Annotated in this window: 19 protein-coding genes and 1 pseudogene; 15 read left to right on the forward strand and 5 right to left on the reverse strand. The window is 58.2% G+C overall.

From position 1 onward, the window contains the following. Positions 1-19: 19 nt before the first annotated feature. Positions 20-313 carry a hypothetical protein gene (locus tag NKJ08_RS04480; RefSeq protein WP_352781450.1) on the forward strand — a complete coding sequence of 98 codons (294 nt, stop codon included), beginning with the start codon at positions 20-22 and terminating at the stop codon, positions 311-313. Then, positions 258-1,475 (forward strand): D-arabinono-1,4-lactone oxidase, encoded by a 1,218-nt coding sequence (locus NKJ08_RS04485; protein WP_352781451.1) that lies wholly within the window; start codon positions 258-260, stop codon positions 1,473-1,475. Before NKJ08_RS04480 ends, NKJ08_RS04485 begins: the two co-directional genes overlap by 56 nt. On the opposite strand, the gene NKJ08_RS04490 is transcribed toward NKJ08_RS04485, so the two are convergent. After that, complete coding sequence (locus NKJ08_RS04490; RefSeq protein ID WP_352781452.1) at positions 1,472-2,299, reverse strand: MurR/RpiR family transcriptional regulator; 828 nt, start codon at positions 2,297-2,299, stop codon at positions 1,472-1,474. The genes NKJ08_RS04485 and NKJ08_RS04490 overlap by 4 nt on opposite strands. Positions 2,300-2,663: 364 nt before the next feature. On the opposite strand from NKJ08_RS04490, the gene NKJ08_RS04495 reads away from it, so the two are divergent. The 13 genes from NKJ08_RS04495 (at position 2,664) to NKJ08_RS04555 (ending at position 16,576) form a co-directional block, all read left to right on the forward strand. Beyond that, positions 2,664-3,536, forward strand: a complete 873-nt coding sequence (locus NKJ08_RS04495) for an N-acetylglucosamine kinase (RefSeq protein ID WP_352781453.1) — start codon at positions 2,664-2,666, stop codon at positions 3,534-3,536. Then, positions 3,533-4,546, forward strand: a complete 1,014-nt coding sequence (locus NKJ08_RS04500; protein WP_352781454.1) for an SIS domain-containing protein — start codon at positions 3,533-3,535, stop codon at positions 4,544-4,546. The genes NKJ08_RS04495 and NKJ08_RS04500 overlap by 4 nt, the downstream gene beginning before the upstream one ends. 386 nt (positions 4,547-4,932) lie before the next feature. Then, positions 4,933-5,811 (forward strand): carbohydrate ABC transporter permease, encoded by an 879-nt coding sequence (locus NKJ08_RS04505; protein ID WP_352781455.1) that lies wholly within the window; start codon positions 4,933-4,935, stop codon positions 5,809-5,811. Positions 5,812-5,815: 4 nt separating this feature from the next. Further along, positions 5,816-6,640, forward strand: a complete 825-nt coding sequence (locus tag NKJ08_RS04510; protein WP_352781456.1) for a carbohydrate ABC transporter permease — start codon at positions 5,816-5,818, stop codon at positions 6,638-6,640. Positions 6,641-6,664: 24 nt separating this feature from the next. Continuing rightward, positions 6,665-7,966: an ABC transporter substrate-binding protein gene (locus NKJ08_RS04515; RefSeq protein WP_352781457.1), complete on the forward strand. Its 1,302-nt coding sequence runs from the start codon at positions 6,665-6,667 to the stop codon at positions 7,964-7,966. A 79-nt stretch (positions 7,967-8,045) separates the two neighbouring features. After that, positions 8,046-9,524 (forward strand): sulfatase family protein, encoded by a 1,479-nt coding sequence (locus NKJ08_RS04520; protein ID WP_352781458.1) that lies wholly within the window; start codon positions 8,046-8,048, stop codon positions 9,522-9,524. A gap of 359 nt (positions 9,525-9,883) precedes the next feature. After that, complete coding sequence (locus NKJ08_RS04525) at positions 9,884-10,699, forward strand: MurR/RpiR family transcriptional regulator (RefSeq protein ID WP_352781459.1); 816 nt, start codon at positions 9,884-9,886, stop codon at positions 10,697-10,699. Between the two features lie 75 nt (positions 10,700-10,774). Further along, positions 10,775-11,923: an ABC transporter ATP-binding protein gene (locus NKJ08_RS04530; protein ID WP_352781460.1), complete on the forward strand. Its 1,149-nt coding sequence runs from the start codon at positions 10,775-10,777 to the stop codon at positions 11,921-11,923. A 232-nt stretch (positions 11,924-12,155) separates the two neighbouring features. Then, on the forward strand, positions 12,156-12,878 hold the full coding sequence (locus NKJ08_RS04535) for a carbohydrate ABC transporter permease (RefSeq protein WP_352781461.1): 723 nt from the start codon (positions 12,156-12,158) through the stop codon (positions 12,876-12,878). Further along, positions 12,875-13,708 (forward strand): carbohydrate ABC transporter permease, encoded by an 834-nt coding sequence (locus NKJ08_RS04540; protein WP_352781462.1) that lies wholly within the window; start codon positions 12,875-12,877, stop codon positions 13,706-13,708. Before NKJ08_RS04535 ends, NKJ08_RS04540 begins: the two co-directional genes overlap by 4 nt. 38 nt (positions 13,709-13,746) lie before the next feature. Continuing rightward, entirely contained in the window at positions 13,747-15,003 is a 1,257-nt protein-coding gene (locus tag NKJ08_RS04545) for an ABC transporter substrate-binding protein (protein WP_352781463.1), read from the forward strand. Positions 15,004-15,065: 62 nt separating this feature from the next. Beyond that, positions 15,066-15,875, forward strand: a complete 810-nt coding sequence (locus NKJ08_RS04550; RefSeq protein WP_352781464.1) for a phosphodiesterase — start codon at positions 15,066-15,068, stop codon at positions 15,873-15,875. Further along, positions 15,872-16,576 carry an HAD family hydrolase gene (locus tag NKJ08_RS04555; protein ID WP_352781465.1) on the forward strand — a complete coding sequence of 235 codons (705 nt, stop codon included), beginning with the start codon at positions 15,872-15,874 and terminating at the stop codon, positions 16,574-16,576. Before NKJ08_RS04550 ends, NKJ08_RS04555 begins: the two co-directional genes overlap by 4 nt. A 247-nt stretch (positions 16,577-16,823) precedes the next feature. Here the strand turns inward: NKJ08_RS04555 and NKJ08_RS04560 are convergent. The 4 genes and pseudogenes from NKJ08_RS04560 to proA all read right to left on the reverse strand — a co-directional run. Then, a pseudogene (locus NKJ08_RS04560) lies at positions 16,824-17,203 on the reverse strand (DDE-type integrase/transposase/recombinase); the annotation flags it as partial. A 53-nt stretch (positions 17,204-17,256) separates the two neighbouring features. Beyond that, a complete protein-coding gene (locus tag NKJ08_RS04565) occupies positions 17,257-19,890 on the reverse strand; it encodes an AAA family ATPase (RefSeq protein ID WP_352781466.1) in 2,634 nt (877 codons plus the stop codon). Next, positions 19,887-21,011, reverse strand: coding sequence for a metallophosphoesterase family protein (locus tag NKJ08_RS04570; protein WP_352781467.1), 1,125 nt, complete (start codon positions 21,009-21,011; stop codon positions 19,887-19,889). The genes NKJ08_RS04565 and NKJ08_RS04570 overlap by 4 nt, the downstream gene beginning before the upstream one ends. A gap of 13 nt (positions 21,012-21,024) precedes the next feature. After that, complete coding sequence (gene proA / locus NKJ08_RS04575; protein WP_352781468.1) at positions 21,025-26,988, reverse strand: anti-phage protein ProA; 5,964 nt, start codon at positions 26,986-26,988, stop codon at positions 21,025-21,027. Between the last annotated feature and the right edge of the window lie 8 nt (positions 26,989-26,996).

Here is a 26,996-nt window from a genome sequence, read left to right on the forward strand (position 1 = left end):
TGGTGCAGTTAAATCCACAATGAAAATAATCGTCTTTTATATATACCGCGATGATGATATCCATCATAGCGGTATAGCTAAAATCGACCGGCGCAGCCACAGCGCGACAGCGCTGCCGTTTGAGCTGATGCAGGCGGCTGCCCAAGCCATAAGAATGCCGCCAAGGACCCGAGAAAACGCAAACAAGGATAACTCCATTGGCTTCTTCAGAAACAGGATCGCCGACACTCGGCCCGAGCATGATTTGGCGGAACTGGGTGAGCAATCAGGTTTGTCGGGTAAAGCATTTCGAGATGCCAAGCTCGGACGATGACGTCTGCAGTACGATTAAGGCGGCTGCCTCGAAAAACCTGCGCGTCCGCGTCGTGGGTACGGGACACTCTTATACGCCGATTGTCCCCACGGACGGAGTTCTGATCTCAGCGGAGCGTCTATCGGGGATCGAAAATATCGACCCAACCAGCGGCAGCGTGACGCTTCGCGGCGGAACGCGGATTTGTGACGTTGGCCCTGAACTGCGTTCTGCAGGTTGGGCATTGCCGAATCAGGGCGATATCGATCTGCAAACGATAAGCGGGGCCGTATCGACGGGTACGCATGGCAGCGGCGATAGCTTAAAATGCTTAGCGGGCCCGATAGTTGGAATGCGGATAGCCACCGGCGACGGATCGATCGTCAATTTCGATGCTTCGCAAGACGTCGACGTCCTCAACGCTGCGAAAGTTTCTATCGGAATGTTCGGCGTGGTACTTTCCGTCACGATGAAGCTTGTTCCCGCTTTTGATCTTCATGACAAAATATGGCGTGAGGATTTCGAAGAATGCATGGATCACCTGGATCAGCTGTGTCAGGAAAACCGGAGTCTCCGCGTTTTCTGGTGTCCGACCGAACACTCGGCGTCCTTATACAGCCTGCCCGACACGTCTGGCATCGGACGTACTCGCAGCAAATCTGATGTCTGCGAAGTGAGAACGCTGAACATCACGGCTCAATTGCCAGAATCTGTCGAAGATCGGGCCGGCGAGAGAATAGGGCCCAGCTACCGGATATTTCCGGGTTCAATTCCGATGCCGAACCATAACGAATGCGAATACTCGGTGCCCTACGAGGACGGTCCGGCGGTATTCCGCGAAATCCGCAAGCTGATACAGACGAAGCATCCGTCGCAGATATTCCCGGTGGAGTATAGAACCGTGGCGGCTGACGATATTTGGTTGAGTCCGTACTTTCAGCGGAAGACCGCGATGATATCCGTGTCCGGCGCAGCAGGAGAGGACTACTGGGATTTTATCCGTGATTGCGAGACAATCTTTTCCTCGGTGAAAGGTCGTCCGCACTGGGGCAAACTTCACAGCCTGGGGCGGTCCGAGATCGAAGCCTTGTACCCAAGATACCGGGATTTTGTTTCTCAAAGGGCTCGCTTTGACCCGGACGGTCGCTTCCTGAACGACTACCTGCGCGAACGTTTCGGCTAAAAGCTTTTGTCTATGGTGGCTTCTGCGGTTCGCCGCATAGCCGCCTGGAACTTGCTGCCATCTTTAGCGATCATGTTGGCGAGGATGTCGATGATCAAATATTGTCCAGCGACCCTGGAGAATGCTCCTCGCGTGATGGGCGTGTCTGTTGAGGATGCTCCCAGTACAGCGTCCGCGTTGGCAGCGATCGGACTGCGTATATGACATGTGATTGCGATGGTAAATGCGCCAGCAGCCTTGGCTGCCATAAGTGAGTTGATGGTATCCTTGCTCGAGCCAGATTCCGAAATTGCCAGTGCGACTTGCTTCGGCCCGAGATTCACGGCACTCATGACTGCGAGATGCGGGTCGTCCAGCACGCGCGACACCAGTCCGAATCGAACAAACAAGTAATGCGCGTATCGGGCCACATTCGCAGAGCCCCCGAAACCGTAGAGATCGATACTTTTTGCTCGTATAATCTGTTTTACCGCCAATTCGAGAGCGGCCTTGTTCAACAGGTCCTTTGTCTGCTTGAGCGCGGTGACGGCCGTCGACAGCGTATCGTCGATGACGTCACCAGAGGGGCTGGCGTGTCTGATTGTCTGGTGAGTGGAGAGTTCGATTCCCAACGCCAGTTTGAAACGCTGAAAGCTCGAAAATTTGATGTCTCTGCAGAACCTTAAGACGCTCGCTTCGCTCGATCCGGATCCGTCAGCAACCTCCGTAATGGTTTGGTTCACGACCTTCGCGGGATCCTTAAGGACGTACTCACTGATGCGAAGGAGCGCCGGACTGAGACTGGGCTGAGACGATCGCAATCGCGCTAAAATGTTTTCCTGCATTAAAACGATTCCCTTGAGATCACGGGGCTCCAGCTCCTCTGGGTTTGATTTGACGCGGGCAGCGTGAGCAATAGGAACTTTTCAGCACATTGCCAAGCAGTGAACATAATTTTCGTTAGGGCTCTACCGCCTGCCTCCCTTTTGCAACTGACATCCGACATCGCCTCGTCAACGGCAAGATAACTCGATATGATGAAAAAAACCATCTTTTGTGAAAGAGAAAATAGTGATATTCTTCTAAAAATAGACCGGAACCGCGGCCGCTGCACGCGAATGCGAACAGAGTGAAGAGATGGGTTCTATAACAATTGGTGTCGATATCGGTGGCACCAAAACGCATTTGAGGGCTTGCCTGGACCAGGGTATGGCCCGCGACTTGGTCGTGCGAACCAGTGAATGGCGTTCTGGCGCCTATGACCACGATATCCCTGGACTAATCGCGCTAATTCGCAGATTTGCTGCTGGCGCCACGCCCAACAGCATCGCGATTGGCTCTCATGGATGCGATGATGAGGAAGAGTGCGCCGTCCTCCAACAGCCACTTTCCAATCATTTTGCCTGCCCCTTAAGGGTCGTCAATGATGCAGAACTTTTTCCCCTCGCCATGGGGCTTTCCAGCGGAATTGGTGTCGTCGCGGGCACTGGCTCAATCGCCGTCGCCCGGGACCAGAAAGGCAAGATGCATGTCGCAGGCGGTTGGGGCTGGGCAATCGGAGACGAAGGGAGCGCTCCAGGTTTAGTACGCGAGGCCGGCCGAGCAGTGCGATTGCATATTGACCTGGGAGGGGCGAGGTCAGAGCCGCTTGTCGAAGCGCTTTGTGAGGCATTCGGACTGAATAGCCCCACGAACATCGGCACCGCGATCGCGAAGGAAGGCAGCGCCTCGGCTCTGGGGCGACACGCACCCGTTATCTTCTACGCCGCCAATGAAGGTTCGTCCTTGGCTAAACGCGTTATTGACGAGGGCGCAGCGGCCCTGACTCAGTTGGTCTACCATCTGATGTTGGCGGGCGTGCCCGACAAAGACGTCGTGGTAGGCGGGGGGGTCATTCTCGCCCAGCCACTGTTAGCCAATGCGTTCTCCCATCAAATTTCCAATCGTTTCGGGGCGACAGTAGCGGTCACCTTCCTCGACAAGCCGCCGGTTTTAGGCGCCTGCGTTATGGCGCGGCAACTTCGCATGGCCGGCGATCGCTCAGAGAGCTCAATCATCTTCCAACACAAGGATATCCAATGATTTACAGGTCAACGATCGCCCGCCAACCCGATCAGTTTCGCCATACTTTGGAAGTCGTCGGAACGCAGCTTCGCGATTTTGATCTCGTGCCGTTTGAAAAGGGGACTGTGGTCGTTACCGGGATAGGCGCGAGTTACGAAGCAGCGGGGGTAGTGGCCGGTGAACTGCAACGTCGCGGTAGACGAGCAAATACTTGGCGCGCGGTCGATCTCATGGAGCCGGGCGACCCTGGCGACGCGATCATAGTCTTTTCTGTCGGAGGAAGAAGCATCGAGCCAATCGCTGCACTCACCGTCCACAGTAGGTTACCATCCCTCGCGATTACAAGCGAAGGCAACGACCCACTGTCACGCACCGCTTCGGCAGCACTTCACTTTGAGTCCGGTCCGGATTCACTGCCGTCGAGCACCGGCTACACAGGCTCGCTGCTGGCAGGCGGGCTGCTGATAGATGCGCTCTGTGGTGAAGACAGCTTCAATTGGAACGACATTCCTCTGATAGCAAGCGAGGTCTTGGAAGACTCGGCGAAAAAGATGGCACGTATTGGAGAAATGTTTCATGACCAGCGGGCGATCGATTGCGTTGGCGCGATATCGGCCTTGGGCACAGCGGGCGAGGCTTGTTTGCTCATTCGCGAGGCTGCGAGGGTGCCCACCGGCGTCTCAGACACGCTGCACTACTTGCACGGCCCGATGGAATCGATGGATCAGGCGACCGGGATTTTGATATTCGGTGACGGCCGCGAAGTGCGACTGGCGCAGGAATTGGCTGAAATCGGCTGCGCAGTTCTTCTGGTGACCGCAAGCGAGTCGCCTCAAGACGACAAAAACCTGACAGTTGTGAAGGTACCATTTTTGCAGAACCGCGTGGCGCGATCAATCGTGGACATCCTGCCCGCTCAACTGTTAGCCGCAGAGCTGTCCGACGCGGCCGGACTTACTGATGCCCAGTTTCGTTATAGCCAAAATGACACAAAGGTGACCATGAACGAATCGGAGCCACGGATCTGAGCACGCGCGTCCGGAGATGACACGTTCCGGACGTCCTTCTTAGCCCCTGATCAAGACAGCAATGGCGAGTCAGTGGCAGTGATCCAGCTACCTCGAGACCCTTCGTCGACGGGTAGGAATGCGTCGTGCTTCGCCTACCAATTGAATGCTGCGCAGCATTCTGTTTCTAAAGGCGCATGAAACTTGGAAAGGGAAGTCTACAAAAAAACTATACGTCGTGGAATTTTCTCGGCACTTCATCACGTCACGGCCGCGAATTACTCACCACGGGGCGAACACTGCATCGTTGACGCCCTCATGCTTGCTGAAGCTCGCCTTAGCGTTGCTGACAGCAGCTGAGGGGCCCATTCCAGGGCGAGCATACATAATTCCAGGAGCAACGGACGATGGCATCTTCCCGGCTTAAAGTGTCTTCGGCGCTCGTTACACCCGCGATCGGGTTCCTATGTCTTGCGACGCTCGTGCCGATTGCAGCTGTCGTTGCCCTCTCGTTCGGGGACTTCAACATAGCCTTCCCGGAAAAGACGCGCTTTATCGGGCTTTACAATTACGCGCGCTTCTTATCCGACGGTCGGTTCATCAACGCCGCACTGGTTACGTTCATTTTGGTCGTTGTCCCCGTCGGCCTCCAACTACTGTGTGGGTTAGGGTTGGCAATAGCGCTAAAGGAAAAGCTCGTTGGCACTCGGTGGATGAGAGCAGCTTTCCTGCTTCCGTCGATAGTTCCGCCAGCGGTGGGCGGAATTGTGTGGAAGTTGTTCCTCATTCCTGGTGTGGGCGGCTTGTCTTATCTCGCAAGCTTGTTCGGTCACAATTTCGAAGCTGACTTACTTGGAAGCAAAACGTCAGCGCTTGTCTCCGTGATCATCGTATCGATTTGGTTTGGGGTTCCCATAGTTGCTTTGCTGCTTCTTTCGTCTTTGGACTCGATCCCAGACGAGATTTATGAGGCGGCAAACCTCGACGGAGCAAGTTGGGCCCAGGCGCAATGGTATATTTCCATACCGCTCGTCTTACCTGCGATGGGAGCCGTTGCCGTGTTTCAAGCTTTAGAGGTCCTTGGGATTTTCCCCGTGATCTTCGTGTTGACAGGTGGCGGGCCGGCAGGGGCGACTGAACCCCTAAACTTCTACGCTTTTCTGACCGCATTTACGTATCTCGATCTCGATTATTCCGCCGCAATTCTCGTGGCATTCACAACAACGATCGTCGGCGTGTGCTTTTGGTCTATTCGCCAAATCTCGGCCGCTCGCGTTGGGAGGTAAGCCCATGCGTCGAGACCTTGGACGTCACATCTACGGATATCTTGTCTGCGCTGCCTTTGCGCTATTCCTATTCTCGCCGATATTGTGGACCCTATCGACATCTCTCAAACAGCCAACCGAGATGTTTCAATGGCCGCCCGTGATCGTGGGAAAGCCATCCACTCAGCACTATACTGCGATAATCGCTGACAAGGACTTCTCTTCCGCGCTCGTCAATTCAATTGTGGTCTCATGCAGCACCATCATATTGACCATGGCGCTTTCGGTCCCGGCAGCCTTTGGTATCTCTCATTTGCAGAAAACTGCCATGCGAAGGGTATTGACGTTGGTATTGGCACTCCGGGCGGCGCCAGCGATGATCTACATCATCCCCTACTTTCTCTTTTTTCGCCAAGTACACCTCGTCGACACGAAGATTGCGCTGATCATCGTCGACACAATGTTCGCGGTTCCGCTTGCGATCTGGTATTTGTCGGCGTTTTTCGACCAAGTGCCGCGTGAAATTGAAGAAGCCGCGATGATAGACGGCGCGTCAACGCTGCAGACGATGACGCTCATCTCGATACCCATCGCCAGATCTGGCATCATGGCAACAGCAATATTGATATTCATTGGCTCGTGGAACGAGTTTCTTTTTGCGCTGACACTGACACGCGATGACGCAAAAACTGCAGCCGTCGCAATACTGAATTTCATGCCATTTGAGGGGACCGATTGGGGCAAGGCGGCAGCCGCATGCGTGCTTATGCTGGTTCCGATCGTGGTTTTCGTGCCGTTCGTAAAGAAATACGTCGCCGGCCCAACAACGACCGGTTCCGCGAAAGGGTGAAATGCTAGCTCAAGGAGAGAAGCAATGAGATGTCTTGGAATTCTTGCTGTTGCATTAGGTGTTGCCGTCGGCGGCGGAGCGTCGGCTCAGCAGCGCTATGACGGCGTGAAAATAAAGGTCCTATCGACAAACTCGGCATACGATTTGGAGCTCAAAAAATTCGCGCACGAATTCACAGAGAAGACTGGCGCTGAAGTACAGTTTGATCTCTTCGGGTATACGCCGACCGTTCAAAAGGTGTCGGTCGAGCTCTTGACGCGCTCAAATAGTTACGACGTCGTATACCTAGGGAGCGAGGAGTTCGGGCGATACGCATCTGGCGATATCCTGGAGCCGCTTGATAATTACATTGATATGAAGAGTGCGGACGTACAGGATTTCATCGCTCCCGTGCTGCGCCTGTACAACAAGGACGGCAAACAACTGGCATTGCCGCATTTCGCGGCGACGCAGCTCCTTTATTATCGTCCCGACTTATTCGAAAAGGCCGGTATCAAGCAGCCACCGCAAACGTGGGAGGAATTCCGCAATGACTGCGAGCTGTTGAAAAAGGCTGACATCCAGTGCACTGCGCTAAGGGGGCAGCCCGACACCGGTGAAAATATCTGGTTTTGGGGCCAGGTCCTTTATGGTTTCGGCGGTAAGTATTTCGCGAACGAACCGGCGGATCTGACGCCCACGGTCAATACGCCCGCCGCCGTGGAGGCGCTGAAATGGTACACAGACGTGATGACCAATTTCACCGTGCCTGGCAGCACCTCAGCAACGTTTGACGACGTCGTCATTGCGATGCAGCAGGGCCGCATTGCTATGACTGTCGAAGGCGCTCCCACCGCAGGTCGCATTCTCGACCCCAAGCTGTCGAAGGTCGTTGGTAAGCTTGGGTTTGCTTTGCCCCCTGGCGGCGTAAGTGGGAGGTTCCCGCCCTTTGCAGGACAGGCGTATGTCATTCCAGCTGCATCAGAAAACAAGGCAGCCGCAGCGGCCTTCCTTCAATGGGCGACGAGTAAAGATCTCATGAAGCGGATTTCGCTCGACAGCACCTTTGTCGCCATCACCAGGACATCGCTGTGGGACGATCCGGAAATCCGTGCGAAACATGACTATGATTATGGCCATGGATCGTTTGCGGCAACATATGGAGAAACGCTTCGCGTGGCGCCCGAGTGGTATTATCCTCGGATCCCTGAATTCAAGGAGATCGGCGACCGCCTTGGCCGTGCCCTGCAAGAGGCGGTTGTCGGGAGCAAGAGCCCAGAGGCTGCCTTGGACGATGCTCAAGGTGATGCGGTCGAAATCATGAAGCGGGCTGGATACCTGAAATAGTCTTTACACGTCACCACCGGCGCGGTTTTGCGCGCCGTTGGTGCGCGAACTGAACCTCCATAGCGTATGGGGATGAGAGTTGAGCAACTTTAATATAGTCTGGATTTGCAGCGATCAGCAGCGTTGGGATACCGTGCAGTGCATGGGGTTCAAAGGCACGCAAACTCCCAATATCGACCGTCTGGCCGCAAGGGGTACGGCATTCGCTCGTGCGTATTGTCAAAGCCCGATCTGCACGCCGAGCCGAACGAGCTTTCTGACAGGGTTGTATCCGATCGCACACCAAGTGCATCAAAACGGCGCCGGCACATTTCCTTCGCATCTCGTTTTGCTCCCAAAACTGATGGCGAATGCCGGATACTATACAGGGCACATAGGAAAGCTGCATCTGTCTGCCACCCGTGGCATGATAGAAAAGCGCCCAGACGATGGATTTGCCGAGTTCTACTGGAGCCCTGAGCCATTTCCGGAGTGGTCAGGCAACCATGACTATCATGCGTGGATGTGGTCAAAAGGAGTCGATCCAGAAGCCTACTTCAAACCGTATCTTGACCAACACTATGGTCCGGGACCGGCCGCAGAATATCGGCAGGCGCGTTGGGCAGGCGACCGGGCTGAGCGTTTCATCAAGATGCATTCTGATCGTAATTGGTATTTAGGCATTAACATCGACGCGCCTCATCCGCCCCTCAATCCCCCGCCAGACTACCTCAGGCGGTTCAACCCAAGTGATATGCCTGATCCTGCCTTTAAGCCGATTGATCTTGAGCACCAGAAGAAATTTGAACGAGTCGATCAGCAAGCCAATTTCGCGGTGGATCCTTGGCATGCAGCAACAGACGCGAGTGAGGCGCACAACGACGAATTGGCAGGACCTACGCATGAAGCGCCACCCACGAAGTTCAATATTTGGGAGATGAGAGCGGCCTATCACGCGGAGGTGGCTCAAGCGGACGATCTGGTCGGCCGGATACTAGACGCTTTGACGGAAACCGGCCAGCTGAACCGCACGATCGTCGTCTTCATGAGCGATCATGGTGACATGATGGGTGACCACGGCCTGCTCTACAAAGGCTGCCGGTTCTATGAGGGCGTGGTGCATGTCCCACTTGTGATTTCCGTGCCTGGCAGCTCAGCCCAAGGATCGGTGTCGAATGCACTTGTCGAGCTGGTCGATATTGCGCCCACATTGCTCTCGTTATCGGGGCTTGAGGTCCCCAAGGCTATGCAGGGGCTCTCACTCGACCGGATGCTGCTTGGCAACACCTCACTGGATTGCCATAAGCCATACGTTGTCAGTGAGTATCACAACTCCCTCAGGTTTCGCGGCAGCCGAGGGTCTCGCGCATCAATGTACTATGATGGACGTCACAAACTAAATGTATATCACGATGTTGGAATAGGAGAGCTGTTCGATCATCAAGAAGACCCTAATGAGCATTATGATCTTTGGGATAGCCACCATCATAGGGTGTTGAAATCCGATCTTTTAGAGCGCAGCTTTTCCGCAATGATGCTTAGAAGTGGATCCGGCCCGGAGAGAATTGAGGACTACTAGTCTTGGCAGACCGGCATGGGAAGGTCACGAGCTAGGCGTTGGTCTCGCACTCTCGGAGCCGGCCCCGGTCGCCCGGTTCGGGCTCGGTTTCTCACTAGAGCTCGCGCTCGCGCCGAAGAAGCGACCAGCTTACGCGTCTGCTTCTTGGCGGTCGGCGTTTCGGCGGTGGTGGCCGCAGTCCTGGCTTCGGTTTTGGAGCAGGAATATGTGGATGGGGCACATGTGGCAGGCGAAGGACATATTGCGGCCACCGCTCAGCACTGGAGTTGCAAAATAAATCGGAAGCCTGAAATTGTTCGATGGGTCTATGGTATCTCGCTCCTCTTTCCTTCAGCTTCATAAGGTACGCGATTGTGGCAATGAGCATTAACTCACCTGCAACGACAGCGGCAGAGCGCGAGAGCATCCTGTCTTGCTTGCAGGAGGACATCGATCATCTGCCGAATGCGCTCGCTCGGATCGCCAAATACATCCTGGAAAATCCCGAGAAAGTCTTGCACCACTCGGTCGCGGAGTTGGGAGCATTCTCAGGCAGTGGTGAAGCAAGCATAGTGCGGCTTTGCCGACAGATCGGCTTTTCCGGCTTTCGCGACTTCAAGCTGGCGTTGGCGGGCGAGATCGGCCGCCCTTCTACTATTCCCAAAAGCCGGGACGCCGCCTTGCAGTCGCTGCATGAGACCATGGCGCAGAATCTAGGGATCGCGCACGGCAATACTGATCTCGAAACGCTTGAGAAGGTTGGCGCGGCGCTTGCCGCAAGTCGTAGGGTCGATCTCTACGGGGCGGGTATGTCCGGCATAACGGCAGAGCTGCTTGCCTACCGTCTGTTGCGCGTCGGATTGACAGCTTTGGCATTCAGAAATGCCAACATGGCTCATGAAGTCGCGAACGGCCTTGGCTCTGGATGCGTGGCGATCGGATTTTCGATTTCGGGTCTGTCATTGGATACCGTCCAGTTTCTTAAGAGTGCCCGTTCTGCTGGAGCAGTGACCATCGCCATTACAAACCGCGCTCGCAGCCCTCTTGGTGAGGCGGCAGACTTTACCCTGCTGGCTTCCGGACTCCATGACCGGCCGATCGGGGGCACGTTGACCCCGATGGTTGGCAAGATCTTCGTCATTGAAAGCCTGATGCTGGCGCTTTCAAAAGTGACGGAGGAATTGCTTGCAAAATGAAATTAAACTCCATAATGTCATGAAAATGAAATAAAACGCCATTAAGAGCTACCGCCAACCGAAAAGGATCGCGGAATGGCAGCCTTGGACCTCCACATCGACAAAATCAGTAAGCGGTATGGCGAAACGGATGTCCTGCAAGACGTCTCCCTCGAGGCCGCTCCTGGCGAGTTCGTGACGCTGCTCGGGCCTTCCGGCTGCGGCAAGTCAACACTCTTGCGGATCATAGCGGGGCTCGAGCGCGCAGATCGGGGACATATACGCGCAGGGGGCAGGGGGCTGGATAGCGTCGCGCCGAAAGATCGCGACCTTGCCTTCGTCTTCCAGAGCTACGCGCTTTATCCGCATCTGAATGTGCACGACAATATCGCGGCGCCGCTGGTGATGCGCGAGTTGAGCAGTCTCGAACGGCTTCCGGTCGTGGGCGGTCTGCTGCCCGGAGCTAAAGAGCGGTACCGCTCGATCGAGGAGCGGGTCCGGGAAACCTCGGCACTTCTCAAGCTCGATACGCTCCTAGATCGGCGCCCGGCGGCTCTATCGGGCGGGCAGCGGCAGCGTGTGGCGCTGGGGCGCGCTATGGTGCGCAAGCCGAAGATCTTCCTGATGGACGAGCCGCTGGCAAACCTGGACGCCGCGCTACGAATCCATACGCGCGGCGAGATCGCTCGGCTGCACAAGGAAATGGGCACGACGACGATCTTCGTTACCCATGACCAAGCGGAAGCGGCAGCAATATCGGACCGCGTCGCCGTTATGTTTGGCGGCGAGATCCGCCAGGTCGCGAGCCCGGCCAATCTCTACCGCGATCCCCTCGATATCGATGTTGCCCGGTTTCTGGCCCAGCCTTTTCTAAACGAGTTGGCGGTACCCGCACCAACTGGTGGCGGGCTGATGATCGGCAGCAACCGGATCATCATTCGCGATGCCCTCGGATCGGCAGAGTCCGGTACGCTGGCTTTCCGGCCGGAGCATGCATCCCTGACTGGAGCGGACCAGTCCGGCGCCCTGCCGGTGCATGTCGGGCGCATCGAGCATACTGGAACCGATGCGAACGTCTTTGTCGGTACTGAGGCGGGTGCTCAGTTCGTCGTCCGGATTCCGGCTGAGCGCGTACAGTCCTTGCGCGAGGGTGAGAAGTTGGGGGTGGCCATCGATCCGGAAAAGGCGTGGTTTTTCGCGACAGACAGCGCGCGCCGGCGCCACGATCACATCAGGGCAGCTTGATATGGCCGTCGTAGAGGATATCCCGATCAGCTCCGTGCCTGCAAAGGGTTCAATAAAACTCACTCTGGCCCGCGCTCAGGCCCGTGCCGGCATCGTTCTCGCCCTGCCGGCGACGCTGATGATTGCCGCTCTCCTGATCGGCCCCGCCATCCTCGTTTTCGCCTTGTCGTTCACAGACGCTTCCCTCGGTTTGGCCGGCGCCCGATTTGTCGGGCTCGCCAACTACACGCGCATGCTGACCGACCTGGGTTTTGCTCAGAGCCTGCGCAACACTGCGCTTTATGTGCTCGTGGTCGTGCCGACGACGATTGGATGGGGGCTGTTGGTCGCTCTCCTGATCGCCCGATCGCGGTTCGCGGCCTTCTATCGAACTGCCTACTTTCTGCCAGTGGCTGCTACCCTGGTCGCGCTCGCAACCGCATGGGAAGCGATCCTGCATCCTAGTCTCGGCGTCGCCAACGCGCTGTTGCAGCTTTTCGGCGCTTCTCCCGTCAGGTTCTTTGCAGACCCGGCAACGGCAATCTATGCGCTTGCAGCGATCGGTATTTGGCAGCTCGTGGGCTTCAACATGATCCTCTTTCTGGCTGGTCTCTCGACCATTCCGGACGAGCTTTATGAAGCTGCCGCGATCGACGGAGCGGATAGGGGCCTGAAACGTTTCCTGCTTGTGACCTGGCCGATGTTAGCGCCGGTTACCCTGTTCGTCACGGTCATGACGATCATCCGTGCCTTTTCGGTCTTCGAGACGGTTGCGGTTCTCACCCAAGGTGGGCCGATAAAATCGACCTCAGTCATCCTCTACACCTTCTATGAAGAAGGCTTCCGCTTCTTTCGGGTGGGATATGCGTCGGCAATTGCCGTTTCCTTTTTCATCTTCGTGACCATCCTATCGCTCGTCCAGATGCGCGTTTCCGAGCACCAGGCGCGCTGGAAAACCAATGGAGGCCGGTCGTGATCCTAGCGCAATCCTCCGCGTCCCGCTCTGTCTCGCATGTCGTGCTAATGAGCGGCGCGCTCTTCATGATCTTCCCGTTTTTCTGGATGCTGCTCGCCTCGATGACGCCGCAGAGCGAGATCTTCAACGGCGGCCTTCTGCCGATGCCGACGTTAGACGGCGCCGTCGAAAATTACGGCAATGCATTGTCCGCCATTCCGCTTCTGCGGTTCATGGGAAACGGAATAGTCGTTTGCACGGCGATCCTCGTGCTGCAAATCGCGGTCGCCGTTCCCTGTGGCTATGCACTTGCCAAGCTGTCCTTCCCGGGCCGTCCGATCCTCCTGGGCGCCGTTCTTCTCGGGCTCCTCGTGCCGGTGCAGATACCGACCATCCCGATCTACATAGCTCTTGCAAAGTCCGGCCTGCTCGATAGCTATGCCGCGCTCATTCTGCCCTGGATCATCTCGGTGTTTGCGATCTTCCTGTTCCGGCAGTTTTTCGTGACCTTCCCGGACGAGGTGCTCGACGCGGCGCGGCTGGATGGTTTCAGCGAGCTTTCGATCGCCTTGCGCATCATGCTGCCCGCAGCCTGGCCGGCGGTCACCTCCTTCTCGATCTTCTCCATCGTCGCCCACTGGAACGATCTCTATTGGCCGCTGGTGGTGACGACCAGTCCCGACATGATGATGCCTTCCCTCGGGATTGCCTATTTCCGGCAGTCGGGTGAGGGCACCGGAAATGTCGGTGCGCTCATGGCCGGGGGCGTTCTCGTGACCGCGCCCTTGGTCGCTCTTTTCCTTCTCATGCAGAAACACTTCATCCGGGGTTTGGTGCTCGGCCGACATTAGCTCCGTTCTCAACCCAATCTAAAACTCAGGAGAGCAATGTGAAAACAATTGCAATGATCCTTGCCGCCGGTATCACTGCCGCTGCGGCATCCATGCCGGCGCAAGCCGAAACCAACCTCGACGTCTATTACGCCTGGCCCGAACACGAAGTGATCCATAAGCCGATCGCCGATCGCTTCATGGCGGACCATCCGGATATCAAGATCAACTTCCGCGCTGCTGCGCCGAGCTACGATGAAGCTGTCCAGACGCTGATCCGCCAGAGCATGGCCGGCCAGCTGCCGGACGTTCATTTCGTCGGCTTCAATGTGCTGCGGCCGCTCGTGGCGCGGGGACTTGTGAAACCTATCGACGATCTGGTTGCCGCCGATCACCTGACCGAAAACGGCTACACGGACCAAGTGCTGTCACTCGCAGCGATCGACGGCCATCTCTACGGTCTTCCCTTCGCCATGTCGACGCCGGTCGTCTATTACAATGCCGATCTGGTGAAGAAGGTTGGCGGCGATCCCGACAAGATCCCGACCGAGTGGGACAGCTTTGTTGCGCTTGCCGCCAAGATCGGAGCGCTCGGCGACGGAACGTCCGGCATGTATTACCAGCTTGGCTCGGACGACTGGGCCACGCAGAACCTGGTGCGCAACTTCGGCGGCCAGATGATGAACGACAAGGAAAGCGACGTCGCGTTTGACGGTCCTGCCGGCCAGGCTGCAGTCAAGCTGTTCAAGCGGTTCCATACCGACGGCGCTCAGCCGGCGATCGACCCCCGCGCTGCCAAGCAGCTCTTCACCTCCGGCAAGCTTGGCTTCTTCTTCGCCTCCGCCGGCAGTGTGAGCGGTTTCGAAGGTGAAATTGGAGATCGGTTCAAACTCCGCACCGCCAAACAGCCGCTTGGTGTTGAAAACGCTACGATGCCGACGGGCGGCATGGTTGCGGTTATCCTCACCGACGATCCCGCCAAGCGCGCCGCCGCCTGGGAATACGTCAAGTTCGCAACCGGCCCAGATGGCCAGAGCATTGTCGTGCCTAATACCGGCTACATGCCGACCAACACGCTTGCCCTGGACAAAGATCATCTTGGTGCCTTTTATGAGAAGCATCCCAATTGGTACACCAGCGTGCTGCAGATGCCGCGCGCCCGCCCGTGGTTCTCTTGGCCTGGCGACAACGGTGTTCAGATCGGCGAGGTTCTCCGCGACGAAATGACGGCCATTGCCCTTGGCTCCAAGGAACCGGACGCAGCTCTCGCGGATATGGCGTCCCAGGTCCGCGCGCTTCTGCCGAAGACCAACTGAGTCCCTTCCTGCCGGGACGCTGCACATATGTGCGGCGTTCCTTGCGTTTCTCGGATTTACTTATGAAACTCATTCATCTGACTGACCTCCACCTTGTACGCCCCGGCGCAACGCTGTTTGGCTTCGACCCTGCCGAACGACTGCGCAAGACGATCGAGCGTATCAACCGCGATCACGCAGACGCCGAGCTTTGCGTGGTGACAGGCGATCTCACTGACGAGGGAGATTTCGCTTCCTACGAAGTCTTGCACGACGTGCTACGGGACCTGCGCATACCCACCCGGCTTCTGCTCGGCAATCACGACAGCCGCGAGAGCTTCGTTCGAGCATTTCCTGATGAGGCGCGTGATAGCGACGGCTTTGTCCAGTCCGTCCATGAAAGCTCTGCGGGACGCCTCATCTTTCTCGATACCCTGGTTGAAGGTTTTGGGCACGGCTCCTTGAGCGACGGACGGCTCGAGTGGCTACTGGCGCGGTTGGCAGAGACGCCGGATGTGCCGGCCTACCTCTTCGCCCATCATCCGCTGCAGCCGATCGGCCTGCCGCATTTCGAACCTTGGAACACCGAGAACTGGCGTCCGATCATGCAGGCGATCGTTGGCGCCGGCAATGTGCGGCACGTTTTCCACGGCCATGTGCACGTCGATGTCGGCGGCACTTGGAGCGGCATCCCTTTCAGTGCAAGCCGCGGCGTGGCGCATCAGATCATTCCACATTTCACGCGGAGAGACGCGGACTTCGTCGAGGATGCGCCTGCCTTCGACATCGCGATAATCGACGTTGATGGCGTCCTGGTGCATCGTTTCGAAGTTTGCGACCGACACGTGGTCGAGGTCTCCGCAGAAGGTCCGGTTCCGGAGGGCATGCAATGAAACAACGGACCCCTTATGAACTGGTCATCTTCGATTGCGATGGCGTTCTGATCGATAGCGAGACGCTGGCAAGTCGAATCGACGCCGAAGAACTTACCCGCATCGGCTATTCCACGTCGTATTCTGATGTGGTTCTGCGGTTTACCGGCCTGTCCTCAGCCAGCATGCGGAAGATAATCGAAGAAGACTGGGGCCGTTCTCTACCCAGCGACTTCGACACCATCGTGCAATCCCGGATCAAGGAAAGCTATCGGACGGAACTGCAAGCCATCAGCGGCATTGACCGGCTCCTGCATAAGTTGCCCTTACCGCGCTGCGTCGCCTCGAGCAGCGCCCCCGACAAGCTGCGACTCGGTCTTGAACTGACGGAGCTTTGGCTACACTTCCATCCACACGTGTTCAGCTCCGTCATGGTAAAGGCCGGCAAGCCAGCACCGGACCTGTTCCTGTTCGCTGCCGCCCAAATGAACATTGAGCCAGCGCGCTGCGTCGTGGTGGAGGACAGCATTGCCGGCGTTCGAGCCGGTGTGGCCGCGGGGATGACGGTGATCGGTTTCACGGCAGGCGGCCACTGCCTCGATGACCACGGTCAACGATTGCTCTCAGCCGGCGCTGCGGTCGTCGCGCGATCAGCTGAAGAACTTGGCGTACTGCTGATGACGAGCGAGGTCCAGCCGAGTTCCAAGATGGCAGAAGGCTGACCCGGCAATAGCATGTGCCGCAACGGGCGGCCGGTAGTCACCACGGCAGTTCCGGATGCTGTGACCAGGCAGGTGATTGGCAAACTTGTTGCTGCTTACGCAGATCACCGTCAAAGAGGCATACGTTTCATCGTCAGGCTCATCGCGGACCTTCGGCTCGACTCGGAGCCTTTCATCTGACCCCGCGACGATGGCTCTGTCGCAATTCCGGGATGTGGACGGGAAGAGCGTCGCCTGGGAGCATTGATCAGGCGGTGAGCATTTCGAATTGCTCGGCAATTGACGGACTCGGATTGCAGGCGAACCTCGCCTGTCGCTTTCGCATCATGTGGACCAGCTCGATGCCGGAGAGGGTGATCTGGGCATTCTCCGACTTGAAGCCGAGCATGGATCGAACGCGGCGCTTGATGCGCCGGTGATCCTGTTCGATCCGATCGTTGAGGTATTGGCTCTTGCGGATATGGATCGGTGGTTTGTGTGATCGCTCCCGCAGACGGCTTTCAGTATCGCAGGAAATGATTGCCTCACGATTGGTCTGACTGCCGTTGACGACGATGCGGTTCGGGCGTCCATGGTGGCAAACACCTTGCGCAGGAAGCGTTTGGCCGCCGGAAGATCACGGTGTTGCAGCCTGTCCGAAAGATATATACAAATTTCGGACAGAGCCATCTCATCTCCGCTTAGCACCGACTCGGTTGCCAGTCGCTCATCTGCAAAATGTTTCCGCCGAGTTTTGCAAACGCGCGTTGGCGGCAGGAGAAGACGAGAATCTGCTGATCGCGTGATTGACGATGCAAAGCGTCGAACATGCGCTCAATGCGATCGTCATCGGAATAGACCAACGCGTCATCCAGGATAACCGGTGTGGGTCGCCCGTCGCGGGCGAGCAAACGGGCGAAGGCCGGCCGGGTCAGAACCGAAAGCTGTTCTCGCATGCCGCCACTCAGCCTCTCGACATCCTCGTCCTGACCATTGCGGCGAACGGTCTGCGGCAACAGTGTGTTCTCGTCGAACACTATGGAGATGTCATCGAATAGCAATCCAAGCAGCGGTCGCAGCTCGGACATGACCGGCTTCAGATAAAAATCGCGTGCCGTCGAGCGCGCAGCGACCAGCGTCGTGCGCAGCCGGTCGAGGACGGCTTTTTCGAATTCGAAGCGTCTCGCTCGCTCTCCAGCGACTTCCAATTTTTCTGTGGCCTCGCGCAAAGCTTCTTCCACCGCGTCGTCGGACCGAGTGCGAATATGGCCATTGAGATCGGCCAGGGTTACACGCAACTGACTCGCTTCCTGTGTGGCGGCATCCTGAACCGAGCGGGCACGGCGCAGAACGGCCTCGGCGCTGATGAGATCGTGAGCGCCGTCGCGCAGGGGCGTAGCGCGCATTTCAGCCGCTTCGCGCAAAGTTCGCCGTGCGGTGGCCTCCGTGAGGAGCAAGCGCTCCTTTTGCTCACGTGCTGCATCAGGTCCCAATATGACCTCGAGGCTGGTCAGTTCCGCCTGGATGGTGACATAAGCCGTCTCCGCGGCCATGACAGCCTCGTCGGCATGGCTGCGCAAAGGCAAGGCCTCGCGCACGCTGTTGCGTGTTGTTGCCACACGCTGCTCGGCTGCTGCATGATGTTGCCGAATCTGTTCCGGATCGACTTTGAGTTCAAGGTCCCCGACCCCAAGGGCACTCAGACGAGCAAGCTCCTCGTGCAATTGCTGTATCCCCTTGGGCGCGAGATCGGCAAGCCGCTGACGCGCCAAGCCGAGTTCGGCAGCCTTGTCGCGCGCTTTCGCCAGGCGCTGGCGTGCCGTCCTGAGGCAGTCGACACCGAGGGACGCAAGCAGGCTGCGGTGCTTCGCTTCGGCGTCTTCGATGGTCCGGTCGGCCTGCTGCGGCCGATTCGATCGCAGGGTCAAGGCTCCGATGCCGGCAATATCCAGGCGCACCGTGCCAGCAAAGCTTTGGTCTTCTGCATGGAGCAAGGGCCTGGCATCGATCGTCACCAAATCGGCGGCGCCGTCCCGGTATTCCATGCATAGCGTCGGCAGGGTTGCCAGGTGAGCTGCACGAAGGCTGGCGATCTCGATTTCTAGCGCTTGCAGCTGCTCGACAGCCTGTTCCGGCACCGCCAGCATCGCCAGTGCTGCCTCTCCATCTTCGATCTGGGTTCTGGCGACTTCGGCTTGTTTCAACCGGTTGTCCAAGCCGGCCAGTTGTTCGGCAGCGTCACGCGCCAAAAGGGTCGCATCCAGCCGCGCGAGCAATTCGCGAGCTTCGCGCTCTTCCTGTTCGGCTGCTTGAACCTCGGCCATCGCCTGTTCGTTTTCGGCTATGGCAGAAGCGCGCCGATCGAGAACCTCACTGCGGCGAAGCTGCGCAATCGTCGACTGCTCGCGCAAATCCGCGGCTCGTTTGAGCGCAGTCCGAAAACTATCGAGGGCCTGCTTCGCCGCGTCGTGGTGAATTGCCGCCAGGGCAGCTTCCGCCTCGGCTGCTTTCAAGGCTTCGCTGTGCGATTTGGCGGCCCCGACTGCGGCTTCGGCGGCCAAGATGGCTTCCCGCCGGGTGGCGCCTTCTTCGGGGTTTTCAAGCTCAGACAGACGCGCCAACGCCATGCGCCGCTTGTCGAGCGCATCGCGCAGACCGGTGACTTCGGCGCTGAGACGCTGCTCGTCTTTCAGCAGCTTATCACGCTCATCGAGCGCTGCCGCATAGAGACCACCGCTCTTGGGACGCAGGGTTGATGTGACGAGGCTATAGAGTTCTTCTTCGCACGCCGCGGTGATTTCGGCCATGCGCCGCCCGCCGGTCAGGGCTTCAACTTCCCCCTGAACCGAGGACAATAGGCTTTCGCGCACGCGTTTGTCGCCGTCCTCCTCGCTTTTGCTGCGCCTTTCGATGCCGGTGACCCCTTGGCGAACCCAGAGCAATCCTGCCGGTCCTGCGGTTCCGCCATGGATTAGTTTGCCGATAAAGGCTTCGGCCTCATCGGCTTGAGCCAACAGTCGCCCGCCGTCGAGGTCAATGACGCTGGCCAGCTTGCCTCCATAAAACTGTTTGGCAAGCCGATAGCGTCCTTCTGAAGTGGTGATGTCGGCCTCCACCACCGGATTGCCCCCACTATAAGGCCGCAACAGTCGCACGCCTTCGGGCGTTCCCGTATGAGGCTGGAAAAAGAGTGCGTGCAGCGCTTCGAAGAAGGTTGATTTGCCGAACTCATTGACCGCGCAAAGGACGTTGACGCCGTCGCCGATGTTTTCGATGGCGACGCCCTGCCCAGCGAACCGTTTGACGTTGTGGAGCCGAAGGGCCGTAAGTTTCATGATCCCATCGCCTCGCAATAGCTGAACAGCCGAACCAGTGCTTCTCGCGATATGTCGCGTTCGACAGCCGACCGGGTTTCGTCGGTGCTCTCATCCAACAGTGCCTGCGCTGCCTCGCGAAGGGCACCAGAGCGATCGATTCGATCCAAATCGCCATTTTCGCAGTCGGTCGCGAGCCCGTTCCCGTCCAACTCCAGATAGGCGAAATCGGGCGCGGCTGCCGCGATCGCCGCTTGAAGGACGGTTCGCCCACTTAACCGCACCCGGCCAGACGCGGCAATTCGCAGCAAGGTCTGACGCCGCAGATGTGCCGGTGGAAGCAACGCTTCAAATGCCGACGCGCTGTCGTCACCAGACAGCAGATGCAGGGGAGCGGTTTTCCAGGAAAAGCTGGCGGTCTGGACGGCCACAATCTCGGGCAAGGCACCTGGCCCGGCAATGGAAACGACAAGGGCCTGGCCGGGTGTATCATGCTTGAAACGGTCAGGTTCTGGCGCGCCGCTGTAGCGGCTGCGCTCATTGATGGCGACAGGGCCGTGCCAGTCGCCAAGTGCCAGATAATCGAGGCCAGCCTTGGTCGGGCGATCTGGTGCAATGACGTCGGACGCTGCCGAATCTTCGGAAAAGTTCTGAATCGCGCCATGAGCAAGGCCGAGCCGGATGGCGCCTTGCGGCGTCGCGGCGCTGTTCATCCACTCGGTAAGGTCGCGACCGGGTCTGCGGGTGGTGCACGGTGCAGGCAGCAGCGCCACGTCCGCAGCAACGGTCAGGATTTCGGGCCGGGTCGCCAACAGGACATTGTCCGGCACAACGCTGCCCGCCGCGCTCCACAATTGATCAGCCAACAATGAATCGTGGTTGCCAGGCAGCAATATCCAGCGCAAGGGCGCGCTCTGGCTCATCCCGACAAGGGCCTGCCGCAACATGGCTGGTGTAGGGGTTTCTGTGTCGAACGTATCGCCGGCCAGAAATACGGTGGATGCACCATGGACGCGTGCCTTTTCTGCCAGCCGGTTGATCGCGCCGTGGCGCGCTTCACGGAGCCGCCCGCGCAGATCCTCCGGCATGTTGCCGAACCGCTTGCCGATATGAAGATCGGAGCTGTGGATGAAACGAAACATGGAGTCTCCGAGACTATGTCGATGCCAGGTAGCGCCGGGCGCGATCGATGGCCTCATCCAGCCGGGAGCGTGATATCGCCGCAAGTCGCTCGACGCCGAGCATACGTGCAAGGTCGAGAGCGGGATCCGACTGTTCCAGAACGTCTTTGTTCGCGACGACGACAGCGGCTAGCTCGGCGATTGGAATGTCGGCAATGGACCGCCGGGCATGGGCGTCAAACGGCATGCGATAATCAAGCAGGTCGAACACCGTCCCCTTCTTCCATACGAAGCTGCCGCTGGATTCTTCAGTTCTATCGAAATCGCGCAGATGCAGGTCGATCCGCTCCCGAATCTTGTTGCCCGTTCTGAGCCAGCCATGCGCCCGCGCGATGCGCTGCGCAAGGACGTCTTCTCGCAGCGGGCCTTCCTGTTCGATCACTGCGTCGACCATGGCCCTCAAAGTGCCTCGATAGGCGAAGTCGTAAAAATGATCCGGGCTGGTAGCGAATGCTGATAGGTCAGTCAGGCGATAACGATCGTCCGTCGGTGTGGAATCATGCGTCGTATTCGCGGCAGCAGGCAAAATTGCTCCAGATGCTGATGGGTGCTCTACCGTTGCGACGGGAGGGGCGACAAGTTCTGGCTCTGATTTCATCGACAAGTCTTCAGGTTCGCCGATCGAGGCAAACTCTTCGGCTGGCAGTGGGTCTATGGGGTCGACCTTATGTCCCATGTCCCATTGGATCGCCCCTTCACCTTCCTGTTGTTCAGCTTGCTTACGACGGCTTTCCTCGAGCAGCGCGGTCAGGCTGGCATGAAGCCTCTCGGTGCAACCTTCGAGATCAAACCACCAATCGGTTGACCATACCCGGACAATGTTCCACCCGAGGCCTCGCAGGACCTGCTCCCGGACCTTGTCTCGATCTCGCGCCGTGGCAGAACTGTGATAGGTCGCGCCGTCACACTCGACCCCCGCCAGATAGGCGCCGGCGAGATCGGGATGCCGGATCCCTATATCCACTCGAAAGCCAGAAATGCCGACTTGCGGAACGATGGTCCATCCGCGCTTTTCAAGCTTGGCGGCGACAGCCTCCTCGAAAGGGGATTCCAAGGCTCCGATCGATCCGCGTTCCTGCGCTGGCAATGCCACAGCACCGCGTTCGGCAAAATCGAGGAAGGTTTTGAGATGCTGTACACCGATTGCCTTGGTCCGGTTGGGGTCGATCTGGTCGGCGGTAAAACCTGAAAATACGATCAGTTCCTGCCGTGCACGCGTCACCGCGACATTCAGCCGGCGTTCGCCGCCGTCCCGATTTAGCGCGCCGAAATCCATGCTACGCTTGCCGGCGTTGTCTTGCGAGAAAGTGATCGAAAACAGGATTATGTCGCGCTCGTCACCCTGGACATTTTCCAGATTCTTGACGATGGCGGGTTCAATACGATCGTCGGCAAAGAACCATTCAAGAGCCGGCTCCATCTGCCGCGCCTTGTCGAAAAGGTCGAGGATGAGCGACTGCTGTTGAGCGTTGAAGGTGATGACTCCGAGCGTGGGTCGGTCCTTTTCTGGAAGGGCCAGCCAACGCCGCATCCTGCTGACCGCCTCGTCGGTGACTGCTTGAGCTTCAATGCGATTGGTGCGACTTCTTCCGCGGTCGTAGATGCCGGTCGTGATTTTTCGCAGCTGCACTGCCCGATCTTCCACCGTTGGGGAAGGGAAGGTAATGAGCCGATTCTGATAGTAGTGATGGTTGGAAAAGGCGATCAACGACTCATTGCGGCTACGATAATGCCAGCGCAGGTCACGCACGGGGATGCCGGCCGCTTTGGCTTCGTCGAGAATGCTTTCGAGATCCTTTTCATGCTCGACGACTTCCTCGTCCTCCTCGTTGCGGCCAAAGAAATTGGTGGGCGGCAACTGCTTGGGATCGCCTACGATAATGGTTTGATGGGCTCGCGCGATAGCACCGACGGCGTCCCAAGTGGTGATCTGCGATGCTTCGTCGAAAATCACCACGTCGAACAGCGCCTGGTCGGGGGGTAGGTATTGAGCGATGGAAAGAGGCGACATCAGCATGCAGGGCGCGAGCTTGGCAAAGCTCGACGGCATAGCGCCGATCATCTCGCGGATTGACCTGCTGGGCCGCTGCAATTCCATCTGATGGCGCAACAGGCCCAACTCGGAATTGCGCGGGACGCTTTGCACAGCCGGCAAACCATGAGCGATGGCACTGATGACGCGAAGGCTTGCCTGAGCGCGGACAAGATCGTCGATCTCCCGGAAATCTTCGATGGCGTGCTCGTGCTGGAAGCGACGGAAATCTCGCAGCACCGGATCGGCGTCCAGCGTGGCCGGCAGCCACCAGCGTACATAGGCCAGGCGGAACGCGGATTGAGCTTCGGTTGGTCGCACTAGACCCGCCTCGATATCGTCGACCAACGCTCCCAGATTCTGACTGACAGCTCTGCGACGTATGCCACACCACGAAGTCCAGTCCCGCAGAAGATGGCGAGCATTGAGCAAATCTCCCATCGCGGTCGTCAATTCGGTCAGCGGGTTATCATGTCCTGCCCACGAAGGCGTTTTTCCAGCAACGATCGTAAATTGGGTCCTCGCAGCCTCGAATGCCGCAGAAGCCGCAAGGAAGCGGGCTGCCCCATTGCGCATCGTGCTATCTGCTGCACCGCTTCGCAGGCTCGGGGCCGTTGCTTGGAGGAGCGCTCTGAGGTCCTCCGTGCCGAGGCCGGGCAGGCGTAGCGTCTGTCGAAGCCTTTCGGCGATCGAGAGTATTTGATCGATATGGTGGGTGTCGGTATCAAGTGCGGCAAATCCGATCGACTTGCCAGATAGGATATTGGCTTCGACAGTGGCGCGGCGGTCCTGCATCACGCGCAACAGCGGCAAGTCGTGCTGAGGATCGGCCACGCCCTCTGTCACATAGCCTTGAAGCAGCTTCTGGACTTTGCGTTTGCCCAACTGACTGTTTGGCCAGAACGCAGAAGCGGCCTGTTGCCATTGCTGGTCTATGTCCTCTACCCGTATGAGCGCAACAGCAGCTTCGTCATAGTGTGCCGACAGGCCCGTGCGAGACGTGCGATAGTCCCCGATTGCATCATTTAGAGTCGCGAGGGCTCCCCGTAACTGGGCGAAATCTCGATCAAAGGCGATGCTGAGGTCATAGCCGGCACTGTCCTGGAATGTCCCTGCTAGTTTTCGCAGCGCTTCGAGCTCTGCTGTTGACGGATCGCCTTTTGCGCGCAGGCCGATGCTCACCAGGAAGGCGTCAAGTGCGGTCGCTAGAACCTCGGACGCACTCTTGAGGGTCTTTGCCCCTTCGAGCAAATTATCCTGCCAGCCTGACGTCCACTCGATGACATCTATGAGACGCAAGGCCGGTCGCATCTCCACTGACTGAAACGCGAGACCTGTTTCGGCGGCAATATGCTCCAGCGCCAGCCGGCTTGCCTCGGCGGGGCCAGCGCGCGATGGCCACGATAATCCCGGAGCGTGCTGTTGCTTGTTCTTGAGAGCGATGCCAAGCGCCAGATAGGGCGTGAGACCATTGACATGGCGCCGATGCAGCGCTTCGACATAGGCATTCAGTTCGTCGCGACGGACGCGAAGCCGCTCGTTGATCGCAATCCACTCCGCTCCGTCCACGCGCACGCCACTTTCCCAGCTGGTCCTGAGCTGGTTGAGAAAGTTGCGTCGGTCCGCCTTGCTGGAATGGAGTTCGAGGCAGTGCGCGCCCAGGCCATGTTCGCGCAGGCGGCGATACACCACATCAAGTGCTGCCGTCTTTTCGGCCACAAACAGCACGGTTTTGCCAACTGAAAGGCAGTTGGCAATCATGTTGGCGATGGTCTGGCTCTTGCCAGTGCCGGGAGGACCGATGATGACAAAATCGCGGCCCTCGGCGGCGGCAAGACTTGCGGCGGTCTGTGAGGAGTCGGCCGGCAGCAGTGAAACGATATCGGACGGGGCATAGTGCCGGTCGAGTTCGCGCTCGTCCCGGAATGATGAACCATTGCCCTCGAACGCTATCTCCGGCGTATCGATCAGGTGTCGTACGACGCGGTTTTCGCGCAGCGCATCGGTACGCTCGACCAGATCCTTCCACATGAGAAACTTAGCGAAGGAGAAGGTCGAGAGCGCCGTCTCGTCCACCACCTCCATGCCGGGGACGTCGCGTACTGCCTGTCGCATGAGACTTAGCAGACGCGGCACATCAACGCCGCTTTCGTCTTCGGGCAGCTCACCGGAGAACTGTGGCAGTTTGAGCTCGAAGTCGCGCTCAAGGAACTGCAACAAGGTTGCGTTGAACCGCGGCTCATCTTCATGAAAGCGCAAGGTAAAACGCGATGTTGCGCTGCGGCGCTCGATTTTGACCGGTACGAGCAACAATGGCGCGCGATAGCTGCGCTCGTCCTCCGGCTTTTTCTTCCAGCGCAGGAAGCCGAACGCCAGGAAAAGGGTATTCGCGCCGCCCTCGGCAAAGTCGTTGCGAACTTGGCGGTAAAGATCGATCAGTCGGGATTCCAGTTGGTGTCCATCGAGCGTCGATGGGAGTTCGTCGCGCAGGAGCGCTTCTGCTGCAAAACCGCGCTGCAGGTCACGTCCATGGACTTCGCGATAGAGGGCAGCATCACGCTCGCCCAATGGATTCTGTTCGGGCAGCGAAATGAGCCTGATCGAAGCGCCTGCCATCAGGCGATCCTCTAGATAGCCGACGTCAGTACAAAGAAACGGAATTGTCTTCTTGGAGTCCGGAAAATTGAGCAGGCGGTTCCGCAGTGTCAAATCAAGGAGCTTTTTCTGCCAGCGGTCGATCCGCCCGGCAGCTGTCGTCGGCTTCGCCTCGACGATGTCGGCAGGCAGGGCTGTCATGGCCGGTGCCGCTGGCAGCGGCAGCGCGACTTCGGTTGCCACTTCGGTATCCACGCTGCGACGCATCGGTTCGTGCGAGGCAAGCGGTGTAATGCCGCCACTACGCGAGCGGCGGATATCGATGGCGGCGACAAAGGTGCCTACCTGCGTTTCGTCGAGCCGTTGTTCGATTGCTCGTTGCGCAGCCTCCAGCGTCATCGCCGGCCGATGCGTTACACCGGTCGTCTCAAACACGATCAGTTCGCGCGATGCCAGCGCCTTGCGGATCTCCATGGCATCGGCTTCGATGGCGTTGGCGAGCGTCTTTTGCGTCATCCAGACGCCGACGGCAGCATGGCCTTGGAACATGAGCACGACTGGGTGCAGGCCCGTCGCCTCCAGGGCGGAGGCGAACAACAGACTGGCATCGAGGCAGGTAGCCAGCCTCTCTGCCGCAATTGTTGAGGGACGTCGGATTTTTTGGCCTCGGCTTTCGAAGCTTGCAGGTGGCTCAGCATAGTGCAGCGATAGACCGGCAATGGCCGAATAGATTGCGGCCGCCAGCATGAATGCGCGTTGCGGATTGCCGCTTTGATAGCCGTCGAGGCTGGCGGCATGACCATGCGCTGCGAGTCGCTCCGCTGCTGAACGCAGCAGTCCTGCGATCGCCGGGTCGTTCGGCATGACGAATGCTGGGAGCAGCTGTGCCATATCGATGGCGCCACCCCATTCGTCGCGAGCAAGCAGGCGCACCGCAACGCGCTGTTCGGCCAGCACTGCGCCTCCTGAGGTCAGGCGCAGCGTTATCTCCCCGCGCTCAGCCTCGTTGAGACCTGCCAGATAGCTGGCGTCGAGATCGATTTTTCGGTCGCTTAGGGGAAGCCGGTCGCCGGCAACGATCCGATCAATTGTCCAGCTCTTGGCGCGCAAAAATGGCGGGTTCGACGTCAACTCGAGCGTGCATTTTTCGAAGCCCTGCTTGGTTGGGTTATTGAGCGAGATAGACCGGATCACCGGAATGGCATTTTGGAAGGATGCATATGTAAAGCTGGCGGCGATGTCAGCCACGACTTCTATTACGGGCGCGGCTGATATACCGGCGGCGTCGCCAGTGTCCGAACTCGTTTCCATGCCCCATC

The sequence above is a fragment of the Mesorhizobium sp. M0244 genome, from assembly GCF_040321795.1.
GTDB lineage: Bacteria > Pseudomonadota > Alphaproteobacteria > Rhizobiales > Rhizobiaceae > Mesorhizobium.